Source organism: Chitinophaga filiformis, from assembly GCF_021646545.1.
In the GTDB taxonomy this organism is placed as follows: Bacteria; Bacteroidota; Bacteroidia; order Chitinophagales; family Chitinophagaceae; genus Chitinophaga; species Chitinophaga filiformis_A.
The window spans coordinates 357369-370361 of sequence record NZ_JAKIRP010000002.1 but is presented as its reverse complement, the minus strand read 5'-3'; the positions used below and the strand labels follow the sequence as shown (position 1 = coordinate 370361).

At 47.6% G+C, this 12993-nt stretch carries 11 protein-coding genes; all 11 read right to left on the bottom strand.

Features of this window, described 5'->3' with window-relative positions:
* Positions 1 to 22 precede the first annotated feature (22 nt).
* Positions 23 to 1045, bottom strand: a complete 1023-nt coding sequence (locus L3C95_RS07845) for an acyltransferase family protein (RefSeq protein ID WP_236386429.1) — start codon at positions 1043 to 1045, stop codon at positions 23 to 25.
* 23 nt (positions 1046 to 1068) lie between these two features.
* Positions 1069 to 2202 (bottom strand): acyltransferase family protein, encoded by a 1134-nt coding sequence (locus L3C95_RS07840; protein WP_236386427.1) that lies wholly within the window; start codon positions 2200 to 2202, stop codon positions 1069 to 1071.
* A 52-nt stretch (positions 2203 to 2254) separates the two neighbouring features.
* Positions 2255 to 3661 (bottom strand): hypothetical protein, encoded by a 1407-nt coding sequence (locus L3C95_RS07835; RefSeq protein WP_236386425.1) that lies wholly within the window; start codon positions 3659 to 3661, stop codon positions 2255 to 2257.
* Positions 3642 to 4835: an acyltransferase family protein gene (locus L3C95_RS07830; RefSeq protein WP_236386423.1), complete on the bottom strand. Its 1194-nt coding sequence runs from the start codon at positions 4833 to 4835 to the stop codon at positions 3642 to 3644. Before L3C95_RS07830 ends, L3C95_RS07835 begins: the two co-directional genes overlap by 20 nt.
* 12 nt (positions 4836 to 4847) lie before the next feature.
* Positions 4848 to 6077 (bottom strand): glycosyltransferase family 4 protein, encoded by a 1230-nt coding sequence (locus L3C95_RS07825; RefSeq protein WP_236386421.1) that lies wholly within the window; start codon positions 6075 to 6077, stop codon positions 4848 to 4850.
* A gap of 1 nt (position 6078) precedes the next feature.
* On the bottom strand, positions 6079 to 7173 hold the full coding sequence (locus L3C95_RS07820; protein WP_236386419.1) for a glycosyltransferase family 4 protein: 1095 nt from the start codon (positions 7171 to 7173) through the stop codon (positions 6079 to 6081).
* Positions 7157 to 8167, bottom strand: coding sequence for a polysaccharide pyruvyl transferase family protein (locus L3C95_RS07815; protein ID WP_236386417.1), 1011 nt, complete (start codon positions 8165 to 8167; stop codon positions 7157 to 7159). Before L3C95_RS07815 ends, L3C95_RS07820 begins: the two co-directional genes overlap by 17 nt.
* A 9-nt stretch (positions 8168 to 8176) precedes the next feature.
* Positions 8177 to 9415, bottom strand: coding sequence for a polysaccharide biosynthesis protein (locus tag L3C95_RS07810; protein ID WP_236386416.1), 1239 nt, complete (start codon positions 9413 to 9415; stop codon positions 8177 to 8179).
* 102 nt (positions 9416 to 9517) lie between these two features.
* Positions 9518 to 10615 carry a GDP-mannose 4,6-dehydratase gene (gene gmd, locus L3C95_RS07805; RefSeq protein ID WP_236386414.1) on the bottom strand — a complete coding sequence of 366 codons (1098 nt, stop codon included), beginning with the start codon at positions 10613 to 10615 and terminating at the stop codon, positions 9518 to 9520.
* A gap of 40 nt (positions 10616 to 10655) precedes the next feature.
* Complete coding sequence (locus tag L3C95_RS07800; protein WP_236386412.1) at positions 10656 to 12002, bottom strand: UDP-glucose dehydrogenase family protein; 1347 nt, start codon at positions 12000 to 12002, stop codon at positions 10656 to 10658.
* A 36-nt stretch (positions 12003 to 12038) separates the two neighbouring features.
* Positions 12039 to 12980: a GDP-L-fucose synthase family protein gene (locus tag L3C95_RS07795; protein ID WP_236386409.1), complete on the bottom strand. Its 942-nt coding sequence runs from the start codon at positions 12978 to 12980 to the stop codon at positions 12039 to 12041.
* Positions 12981 to 12993: the final 13 nt, after the last annotated feature.

Genomic DNA, 12993 nt, shown 5'->3' with positions numbered 1-12993 from the left:
ATATCGTCTGAATATTTATCTGCTATACCGTTGCTAATTTCTCCCGCCCGAAAACCTTTTTAAAGTCAGGCAGAGAGCCCATAAAAAGCGCGCGCCCTATGGTAAAACTGTTCAGGAGATAGTAACCTCCCATTGACACCGCCAATGCTATAAAGAATCGTGCCAGAGGACTCACAATGGAAAATTGTTCCAGTGCAATGAACTGTACCGGCTGATGCAGGTACATAATCACCATAGACGCTGTGCCCAACTCGCTGAATGGTTTGCTGACAACAGGATTCACAGCTATGATCTTCACTATTTCTATCAGGCACAATACCACCACCAGGCTGGAGAACAATGTAACGAAAGGAATACCGTAATTACCTGTTTTCATATCGTACCTATTGGCGGGATAGTAGTAGGTGAACACAATCACACCCGCCAGCAGTACAAAGAATACCCACTTATATTTTCCCGGATCGCCCTGCATACCTTTATACAGATAACCCATGTAGAAAATGGGCAACGCCGCGAATACAACGTCTGCATTCCATGGTAATCCCGGAAAATGAGGTATGAAGTTATTGATCGCATAACTGATCACAAGGCTTGCAAACATCAACAAACCAATGATCTTTTTACTCACTTTGTTCATCAGGAAATTCATCAGCTGCTGTACCAGGAAGAAACAGGTCACATACCAGAACACTGCCGTCCATCCTATCAGGAAGCGGCCTCCCAGAACAGGCCTTACAAGACCTTTGGCAATTGTTTCCTTACCTGTCAGTATCTCCTTTATTTCGTACGGCACATATATCAGGCAAAGGAATGCCACATAAGGCACCAGTAAGTGGAATGATTTTTTTGTGAGATATTCTTTCCAGTCGGCAGAAGGTTTAAATAAAAATCCACCTATAAAAAAGAATAATGGCATATGAAAAAGGAACAGGTACCTGGCGATGCTGTCAGGGAATATATGCCCTGCCACTACGGTTAAAATACCGATGCCTTTTAAGGTATCTATCCATCCGATCCTGGAGGAGGTATTCATAGTATTACTCATGGTGCAAGTAGCATAGCGGCCTTTTAGCTGGCCAGATTAAACCTTCTGAAGAAAAATGCTGTATAGTTCAACCGCAGCATATTAAGTTTCCATCTGATCGTTTTCTCTTCTATTGTTGTACACAATATGATGAAAAGAAGGATCACCACTACCTGCACCATTATATTCACATGAAAATACCGCAACATCAGCATCAGCGGGTAATGTAACGCATAGGTAGCATAACTGCCTTTACCTACATAGTTGAAGATTTTATTCAGGACCCATACAGGCCATTTAAAAATGGTCTGTGCTGTTGCCGATTTACTAAAGAAGGTGATCAGGTAAAATACCGCGGCCATCAACAGTCCTTTACAAATGAAGACCAGCGTATTGGAGGAGAGAAAATGCCTGCCTGCTGCCAGGTACAGGATACCAAACACAAAGGCACCTGTAAACAATAAGTGATAAGTCTCTCCCTTCAGGTATGTTCTGGAGGCCAGGTAACCGGAAAACCAGATAATGAATGAACTGAAGAAAGCAAAATATGGCACAAAGAAGATCTTGTTCACAGCAAATGCAGCAACAGACAACGCCAGCAGTACAGCATATTTCACCAGTATATTGATCCTGCCTAAATACTTCCTGTTGATAAGGTATACCAACGGGAAGAAGCAGTAAAAGAAAAACTCGAACGACAATGACCACAATGGTCCGTTAAAGCCATAGGGAATAAACCATGAACCCTCAATAATGTCTGCCGTTTGCAGGAAAAGTACATTCCCCAGCATATTCCAGGCACTGTAGTTCGGCAGGTGCGCCTGATGCATCATAAAACCCGAGAACAATGTAAAAAGCAGGGCTATGACATACACCGGCAATATTCTCTTAAACCGGCGGTAAATATATTCGTTGATCGTTTCAGGACTGTCAGGTGTTTTGTTTTTAAGACTTAATCCGATAGAGAAGCCGGACAAAACAAAGAAGAACAGCACTGCTTCTTTATTAAACTCAGAGATATAGAAAAGTGTATCATACCAGGATTGTCCCCTATATACCTGGAAATAACTGTTATTAATAAACAAAAAATGATGCAGGCAAACGATCATGGCGGCAAGCCCTCTCAGGCTATCCAGCACGACGATCCTGCTACTCCCGGGGTTGGCGTGGTGTTTCATTCAGGAATTCCGGTTTCGTTATGGTTGTATATGTATGGTTATGCGGGACAGGCTAAACTGCCATCTCCCCCAGTTCTTCTTCTGTTTCCGGTTCTTCCACTTCTTCATCGTCACGCAATGATGCCATCAAAAGACCGCCTACCAGGGTTGCAAATCCCAGTGAAGTAGGTTGTCCCCATCCTCCCTGAGCTACCAGCAGAAATCCGTTGCTCACTATCATCCATGGCAGCAGGTCTCCCTTGCTTAATTTTCTGAACGCCTCAAATCCCAGGCTGAACGCCAGCCCCAGGCGGATAAACACGAGCCCTAATCCTAAAATAGGTCCCAGTTCACCTACTGCCCTTCCCCACTCACCTTCGGCAATCAGGAAGGTAAAGCCCCCTGTCAGCAACATAGCGCCTACGTTCGTTCCCATACCAATACCATATCCCCACAGTGGCATATCCGAGGTGGCGGAGAAAGCACCCAGCATCCCTCCCAGATAACGGTCAAGGAATACACCTTCCATCCCTCCTTCACTTTCATTGGCATTTTCGAAACGCGCCGTGAATGCTTCAATGGCTCCCCCCACAATACTTGTCTGACTGAGAAGAGCTATCAACACTACCAGGCCAAGCACCGCTCCAAACATTCTGCCGGCATATTTAGGATTGCTGGAGCCTGCATACAGGCAGAACATCAGTGTGATGATGATCTGGAAAAGCAAGGCACGGCTGATGGAAAGCGGTATCGACATCAATACAGCACCGGTGGCGCCTATCAATATCCAGCGACTGACTTTTTCATTACTCAGCCAGAAATAAAACACGAAAGGCGCCACAAAGCTGAAGAACAAGGTGGTTCCATTGGTAAATGAAAATGTTGCCGGCGGACGGAAAAAACCCAAGGCTCCACTAAATCCGGCGCCGCCTTCGGCATCACCCACACCTTTGTTCACCCAGGCCGTCTGCGGACTGTAAAACTGTACCGCGATGAGTACCGCCATAGGTATGGCGATCATCAGTGTGATCTTTCCCAGATGTACTACATCTTTACGCGTAAAGATGCTTCTTATGACAAACATCATGGGGAAGTGTATCAAAAGAATGCGCGCTCCGTATGCTGCCACAAAAGGATTCCCATGCCCGACTGTAAGTGCGGCAATGAGCCCCAGTATTCCAATGATCGTCATGAGTGTAAGTGAATATGCAGGGATAAGTATCTTCCGCTGCAAACAAACAACGATCAGCCACAAGGCTACCGGGTCGCGTATTACCAGTAATGGCGTAGCCAGTCCCGGTAATATCCAGCGGCGCAAAGCACCTTCAAACAGTAATAGTAAAAAGTATGCCCATACCCCTTGCTTCAGCCGCAGCATCAACTTTTGTGAGTTGAGTGCCGTGAGCTGCTGATAACGCAGAGATGCTATTTCAGCTAAACGATCAGCTGCAAGCTGACTTTTATTGGGATACTGATTCATAATTTCCGGAAACATTTATAACAGGTGTTGCGGGCGTTGCTGCTGCCTTTGGCGGCATGTTCAGGAAACGGCGTTCCACCAGTAAATAAAACACATATGCCAACAATACAGACACCGGTACGGCTACTAAAAGCATAAATAGTAAACGCATGTTATCTGTCATCTGAATATCTAACGTATACAAGTTGATCGCAGCCAGTATAGGGCTGTGGATCAGGTAAATACTATAGGAAAATGCACCGAGCCCCACAGCCACCTTTCCATTCAGGAAACGTAATAATAAAGGACGGTCCTGCATTGCATGTTCCTTCAGGGTATAATATACTATCACGGCGCTTACTGCCAGCCCTACCATCACCTCGGTAAAGGTCAGTGACAGCTTCAACGGTTTGCTTACAGCCAGTATCGCTACCACCAGTGCTACCAGGCCACTCACTATCCAGCCATTGGCAAGAAGGCTTTTTACTTTTTCTGTAGTGCCCTTTGTGTCAAAAGCGATGATAGCAGCAGCCATTCCTATACCAAATAGTCCCAGGTACCAGGGGTGTAACCACCAGAAACTGACACGGTGAGGCAATACCAGTTCCGGTAACACACCCACTATCACCGCTGCAGCTGTTGCTGCTCCCAGGCCATAACGGCGCCATAACAGCAATAATACCGGGAAAGTGAAATAGATCTGCCATTCAGTTGCCACACTCCACAGTGGGCCATTTATTTTAAAGATCCAGTGCGTATGAATATTATGCACCAGCAAAAGATGTGTCACAATACCTTCCAGGTTCACCGGTAGCTTGGAATCCCAGGCAGTATCGTGCGGGGTTTGCATTAAGGGCAATGCCCATATCAGCAGTAATGAAAGTAACAATGCGAAGTAATAAGGCGGCAATATTCTGTGCGCACGCCTTCTGATATATGTTTTGAAGCCGCCGCGCAGGTCCCTGTTCTCTGACAATGCCACGGGAATGGTCAGGCAAAAACCTGATAACACGATGAACACTGCAACAGAATAATGACCGAATTCCAGCAGGCCAGTGAGCGGCTTAAGCGCACCGGTAAACTCCGTTTTCTCAATACCATTGCCGGTAAAGAACACTGCATGATAGAACGCCACATACAGGGCACAGAGCCCTCTTATACCGTCCAGAAATTCAAGTCTTGGCCTTTTAATCATAATTAGGGTTATTTATGCATGTATGATTGCTGTTGCCAGCTCGTCTCCGTAAACCTGCCACGGTCTGCTACGGGCTTTCTCCATTGCTGCCAGTCCTGCTACCGGTATATTGTCCGGCTGATCGAGAAGTGCTGCAATTGCGTTGTATAAAGCATCCGTAGATCCGGCTTCAGCCAGCCAGCCGTTCCTGCCGTGTGTAATCAGGTCCGGTCCTGCTGTACGGTCTGTCGTGATCACCGGTGTACCTTGCGACATTGCTTCTGTGATCACCAGCCCGAATCCTTCAAACAGGGATGGAAACAACAATACATCGTGTGCTCTCATTGTTTTGAGGATCTCCGCATGCGGCATACTGGGTATCCAGGTATGTTTGGCAAGGGCTGCATCCAGCGCCGGGCAATTTTCCGTCACCTTCTTTCCCACAACGGTCAGCGTTACTGCATTTCCCAGCCGCTCTACCGCTGCAAAGAGATCTGCGATGCCTTTACGTTGCGACAGTCCGCCTACGAATAACAATTTCAGCGGACGTCCTGCTATCTTTTCATAGTCCCTGCCACTGGTCACAGCGGGGAAACCATAAGGTATTACATCCACAGGTGCGAGCTTGCCGGGATAATCCTTCAGCGTCTTTGCAGTAAAACTGCTCGCCACAAAGATCCTGTTGGCCAGTTTCAGCTCTTCATCCTTTCTGTCCAGCTTTGCCTGTGAAGCGTTAAACCCTATGAGGGTATTCTTCCATTCCGGCCAGCGTTCCCTTTCAATGCCCAGCAGATGCCGGGAAGTACGCCAGTAACCAATAGGCAGATCGTACAGGCATTTTAATCCCAGGCGGGTTGCTTCACGGAAAGTGAACATAGCGCCATCTTCATAGGCGTACACAGCATTCACCTTACGGGCCACTTTATTCAGGTGGTTCGTAAGCCTTCTGTCCATGTTATGATACACAGCATCTACTGAGAATATGCCTTTCTCGTGCCTCACCAGGCTTTTCAGCCCTGCCTTTGCCGCTACCAGGCGGCCCAGTTCAAACCAGGGCCAGGTTTTGGTAAAAGGCTGCAGGCGTGCTTCGAAACCACGACGCCTGATCTCCGACAAAGGACCTATTCCACCGAGGCGGTCCAGGGTACTCCCGGGAAATGAAGCAATCGCTGTATGAAACTCAGACAGGATATCCGCATCTGCCAGCCCCGCCACTGCAGCTCTGACATTCGCATTGCCTGTAGGATGAGATATGATGACCATCTTAGTTTTGCTTATGTAATCCAAGTATATCGCCCCACGCTGAACGTAATGCTGCTGCAGAGAACCTGTTCGCATACAGTTCTTTCTGGGCCGTTTTTGTTACCAGGCCGCTCCTGATATCTTTTGCAAACGCGATTACAGCCGCCTTTGCCTCTTCATAAGAGGACGCAGCCGGTATCACGCGCGTTGCCTGCGGGTCGCAGGCAATGTCCGGAATACCGCCCCTGTCCGTTGCCAGCCAGGGAAGTCCTGCGCTCATTGCCTCCAGCAGGCTCACAGGCAGCCCCTCAGGATGCGTAGACAACAACAGATATGCATCCAGTTGTGCAATAGCGCCCTTCAATCCTGCTTCTCCCGCAAAAGGACCATGAAAGCGTATGTTGGGATAACGGTCGAAATATCCGGCAGGATATTGTTTTCCTTCTCCCCAGAGATGAAATTCTATGTCTTCCAGGTCTGCGTCTTCACTCATCCGGCAGATCAGATCGATGCCCTTTTCAGGGATCAGCCGGCCATAATAACCGAATCGCAGTTTGCCCGCCGGACCTTGTGTGAAAGGCACTTCCACGTTCCTGGAAAATACCGGTATGACATCTATCTGGCGGTTCAGTACGGCTTTCATATCACCGGCGTTCCTGAAGGAACAGGCGATAATGGTATTGGCAGCCTGTAGTGTCCTCCTGTACTTAGCGCCCCAGGTAGCTTGGTCCTTAGCGTCGCCGGAAGTATGGTGATGATGTACCCACTTGTTGTAGGCAGGCAGCATACGGGAAAATAACCAGATGCTTTCTCCCTGCCCGTTCGTGTATACCGCATCATACTTACGTGTGCCGCGCAGTTTAATGCCCAGCTGCAGCATCCACAACAAACGCTTGTAAGAACGTCCGTGTTTTCCGAAGTACACCCAGCGGCATGTACGTTTGTAAAATTCTTCTGTTTCAGGCGTCATAGCCGCATTCAGCACCACCAGGTCTATTTCATTACCTGCTGCTGCCATCTGCCTGCAAAACTCCTGCAGATGACTTTCTATACCTCCTGTTTCCATTAACTGGGTAGTATAGACCAGTATCTTTTTTTTATCAGAAGCCTGCGCCATATACTCTTTCTATCTTATCCTTTGCAAATCCCACACGGTAAGACAATACCACACCGAGACGATACAGTTTCGCCATCAGCACAGCTTTAGCCCTGATCAGGCGGTACTTCATTTTACCGGATGCCTGTACAGCATTAGCGCCTTCTTTTATTGAATCGGCCACCAGCTCCAACAGGAATTGTCTCCTCTTTTCCAGCGCCTCTTTATTCACAGGAGAGCTGTCCATGTTGGTCCTTTCAAGGATCTCCTTGTAGGAAATAATATCGATAAATTCTCCTACTGTAGCCAGACGAGGGTCAGACGGATTCGGATGGATCAGCTTCACGTTAGCACCCATACCCAGGCATGGTAATGCACAGTGGATCTTGGTGGTTAGCACCAGTGAGGCCTTGCAGTAAGTAGCCAGCAGATCGTTCATATGCTTTTCGGAAACCTTTGCATATGATGCGATATCGCCGGAGGTATCTGGCGGATCGTGGGAGATCCTTACCAGTTTTTTACCCAGTAAAGTTTCCAGTTTATTGAACACGGCATCAGGCACCGGATGATCTACGTTATCTACCAGCAGCACATCTCCATCCGGATTGTGTGTAACCGGACCACGCGCTTTCGCTGTGATGGTCAGACAGCTGGAATAATAAGCGGGAATCCCCCAACCTAACAGCAGCTGCAATGTTTTGTTATCGCGGCAACCGATAGGCGCGTGTTTTTTGAAATGTTCCCTTACACCGGCATCTGCCAGCAGGGCGGAATTCGCGATGTGTACAGCAGCGTATACAGGCGTGATATTATCTGGTGCAGGAAACTTCTTAAAGGAGTGCATGTACCAGCCATTGGCTATCAGCATTCCTTTTTCGTTACTTGCCAGGTCAGCCAGCGCTTCCCTGTCGGCTACCTTCGCGCCCTCAGGCAACAGGTCTTTTGCGACCATTCCCTGAAGTACGTCTCCGATATTGTTCCGAAGTAATCCTTCTACCTGATAGTAATAATTCATATAATCTTATTAAATTTCTGTAGGTAATGTTGAGTTATTAGTCCTGTAGATCTTGATCAGCGTATAAGTAACGTTCATCGTTACCTGGACCAGTTGTATCATGATGTTCATTGTTAGTACCCCTCTCAGGGAAGAGATATCAATGAATGCAACTCCCAGCGCTATGGAAGCAATACTGACAGGAATTGAAATGAGCGGATTGATAGCCCAGCTTCTGCTGGTAAAAAGAGAAAAAGTGGAAGCAGAGATAATCCCAAGGCAACTGATAATGATCTTCAGTACCACCTCTTTCGTCAGCCCCGCATAATTGGGCCCCAGGATCATCAGGATCTGTGTGGAGAATAACCAGACAGTCAGGACAATGCAGGCACTCATTACCAGCAGCCCTGCCTGTATCTGTAAGAAACGCCGTAATAACAGACCTGAGTTATTCGGCAACCGGGAAAACCTCGGTAAGATAAGGGTACCAAATAATATCGTAATAAAGCTGAGCGCCATAGACAACCTGTCCAGCGCCCCCAGTTGGGCTACTCCCCTTGTCGTTCCAAAGATGGAGATCAGCCAGATGGTGATCTGTCCCGAAAGACATGTATAAATTCCCATCGGCAGTAAGCGCCTTACCATCTTCAGGATCTCATTACGGACCTCCGGATCCGGCTTTTGATGCCAGTCTGCATAACCCGCAGAGATCTTCCGGAGATTGAAGTTGCCCCATATCTGCGGAAGACCGGCAGCCAGGATAGCTACAAACGCCCATGGGAAAATAAAAATGGTCAATGCCAGTAATAACAGCCTGCCAACATTCAGTATAACCGCATTCCTTTGCAGGGGAGCAATGTCCTGTCTCAGCTTAGGCGCTACCTGCAGCAATGTGCCTGATAATGCCATAAAGAAGGATGGTATAAGCGAGAGGATGATCAGCACCGACATCAGCCAGCTGGCATCGTGGTGCCGCATCAGGTACAGCAGTACCGGTACAGATACCAGTAAACTGCCGACAGCAAATTTCCTTCTCAGGTCCATTCCTGTGGCCATAACAGTGCCTAATTTGACACGGTCGAGCCAGACCTTTCCTCCCTGCGACATTACCCCGGTAGAGATGCCTCCGTCAGCCAGTACCGTCATTGTACCCAGCATGGTATTGCCAAGGGTATACAACGCGTACTCTTCGGGTTCCAGCATGCGTATCACCAGGATACCGCTCACAAGACTGATACCCTGTACGAACACCTGGGCGAAACCGGTCATGGTAACCAGTTTGATCCACTCTAAGGTTTTGGTGTACTTCGGATTGCTAGATAGCTGATTAAAAACTTTTACTCGCATAACGCATTTCGGCAAAGCAAGCCCTTATCCTGCCAGTTGTTCCCACTGTGTTTTACTGTCCTTTCTGAATAACTCCACATCGCAGGTTACCATCTCACTTACCAGCTCCTGCAGATCATATTTCGGTTCCCAGCCTAATTTCGTCTTTGATTTCGTCGGATCGCCTATCAGCAGTTCTACCTCAGTAGGACGGAAGTAAGCAGGATCTACAGCCAATACCTGTTTGCCTATTGGCAGCACATATTCTTTATTGCGGCAGGCACTTACATACGCCACTTCATCCACACCTTTGCCTTCAAATTTCAGTTCAATACCCAGTTCGTTGAACGCCATACGTACAAATTCACGTACCGGCGTAGTGATACCTGTAGCGATCACATAATCTTCCGGTGTATCCTGCTGCAGAATTCTCCACATCGCCTCAACATAATCTTTTGCATGTCCCCAGTCACGGCGGGCATCCAGGTTACCCAGGTACAGTTTATCCTGCAAACCTAATGCGATTGCAGCAACAGCACGGGTGATCTTGCGGGTTACGAAAGTCTCTCCACGCAGCGGGCTTTCGTGGTTGAACAGGATACCATTGCAGGCATACATACCATATGCTTCCCTATAGTTCACCGTGATCCAGTATGCATACAATTTTGCTACAGCATAAGGGCTACGCGGGTAGAAAGGAGTAGTTTCTCTCTGTGGTACTTCCTGCACCAGACCATATAGTTCTGAAGTACTTGCCTGGTATACCCTTGTCTTTTTCTCCAGCTTTAAAATACGTAATGCTTCCAGTATACGCAGCGTACCTATACCATCTGCATTAGCAGTATATTCCGGTGTATCAAAACTCACTTTTACATGGCTCATCGCTGCGAGATTGTAGATCTCATCAGGCTGCGTTTCCTGTATGATGCGGATCAGGTTAGTACTGTCGGTCATATCGCCATAATGCAGTTTGAAACGTACATTTTCGCTATGAGGATCCTGATACAGGTGATCGATCCTGTCAGTATTCAACAATGAGGCACGACGTTTTACACCGTGTACCATATACCCCTTTTCGAGCAGCAATTCTGACAGGTATGCGCCGTCCTGTCCATTTACACCGGTGATTAAAGCAACTTTCATACAAAAAAAATAATTTAGTTAAGATAAGTGGGGAATATGATTAACTTCCGGAGAGCACGCTTACCGCAGGCTGAGACACACCAATGCTGTAGCAGGTGAACCCGTTCTTCTCAAGATATGCGTTATCATATATATTCCTGCCGTCAAATACAACAGGAGCTTTCAATAATTGTTTTACACGTGTCCAGTCAGGTAAACGGAATTCGTTCCATTCTGTTACCAGCAATACCGCGTCTGCACCTTCTGCAGCAGCGTACATATCGTTACACCATTTAACGGTATCGCCCAGTGTTTTCTTCGCTTCATGCATCGCTACAGGGTCAAACACCTGTACTTTAGCGCCGGCTTCCAGCAGGGCTTCAATCAGCACCAGGCTGGATGCTTCACGCATATCGTCTGTAGCAGGTTTGAAAGACAGGCCCCATACTGCGAAGGTCCGGCCTTTCAGCATGCCATCGAAGTGCCTGTTGATCTTGCCGAACAGTACTTTTTTCTGATCATTGTTCACTGCTTCTACAGCTTCCAGGATACGCAAGCCGTGCCCGTATTCCTTACCAGTCTGCACCAGTGCCTTTACATCTTTAGGAAAGCAGGAACCACCGTAACCAATACCCGGGTAGATAAAGGCGTTACCGATCCTGGCGTCACTACCGATACCTTTACGTACTTTATTTACATCAGCGCCTACCAGTTCGCACAGGTTGGCAATATCATTGATGAAGGAAATTTTTGTTGCCAGCATAGCGTTTGCCGCATACTTGGTCATTTCTGCAGAAGCGATGTCCATGAAAATAATAGGACGGCCGTTCAGCAGGAAAGGATGATACAGACGCTCCAGCACTTCTTTTGCCTTGTCTGTATTCACACCCACCACAATACGGTCAGGTTTCAGGAAATCCTGTACGGCAGCGCCTTCCTTCAGGAACTCAGGGTTAGATGCTACATCATAGTCGATCAGTGCATTTCTGTTCAGCATTGCCTGTTTGATCTCCCTGTTCACCTTTACAGCGGTACCTACCGGTACTGTGCTCTTTGTTACCACTACCAGGTAGTCGGTCATGTAAGTACCGATCTCTTTGGCTACCTGCAATACATATTGCAGATCGGCGCTGCCATCTTCACCCGGAGGTGTACCTACAGCAATGAAGGCGATGTCTGCACCGGGGATCACGTCAGCAAGACTGGTGCTGAAAGAGAGACGGCCATTATTATAGTTGCGGGTAACGATCTCTTCGAGGCCCGGTTCATAAATAGGTAAAATACCTTTCTGGAGGTTATTGATCTTTTCTGCATTAACATCCACACAAACTACCTGCGTGCCTACTTCTGCGAGACAGGCGCCGGTAACCAGCCCTACATATCCTGTTCCAATTACGATTGCTTTCATGTCTATTAAGATTGAGACGCTGTTTTAAAACTTTGTTTACAATGCCACCATGTGCTTTTTATGAAGGAAATCGGCATAAGCCTGCACCAGTCCTTCTTTCAGCTCTACGCTGTGTTTCCATCCGAGTTTGTGCAGCTTCGATACATCCATCAGTTTCCGTGGCGTACCATCGGGTTTGGAAGTATCAAACACAATATCACCTTCATAACATACTACTTCTTTCACGGTCTCTGCGAGCTCACGTATACTCAGGTCTTCCCCTGTACCGATGTTCACCAGTTCTTTCTCATCATAATGGAGCATCAGGAATACACAGGCAGCCGCCAGGTCGTCTGCAAAGAGGAACTCACGTTTTGGCGTACCACTTCCCCACACGGTAACACTGGGCGCACCGGCTTCCTTCGCTTCATGAAAGCGGCGGATCAGTGCCGGCAGCACATGTGAGTTTTCAGGGTGATAATTATCGCCGATACCATACAGGTTAGTCGGCATCACACTGATATAATTACAACCATACTGGTCGCGGTATGCTTCACATAATTTAATACCCGCTATTTTGGCAATAGCATAAGGCTCGTTGGTTGGTTCCAGCGGACCTGTCAGCAGGCTGCTTTCCTGCAATGGCTGAGGGGCCATTTTAGGATAAATACAGGAACTGCCAAGAAACATCAGCTTTTTAACGCCATGTTTCCAGGCAGCGTGGATGATGTTGGTTTCCATCATGAGGTTATCGTACAGGAATTCTGCACGATAAGTATTGTTGGCATGGATGCCGCCTACTTTAGCAGCAGCCAGGAACACATAATCAGGTTTCTCTTTACTGAAGAATTCATTCACATCTGCCTGCGAGCGAAGGTCCAGTTCTGCGGAGCTTCTCGTTACCAGGTTCTCATATCCCAGCGTTTTCAGTCTTCTGCTGATCGCACCACCCACCATACCACGGTGGCCGGCTATATAGATCTTATCGTTAAGTTGCATACGGTTCAATGTT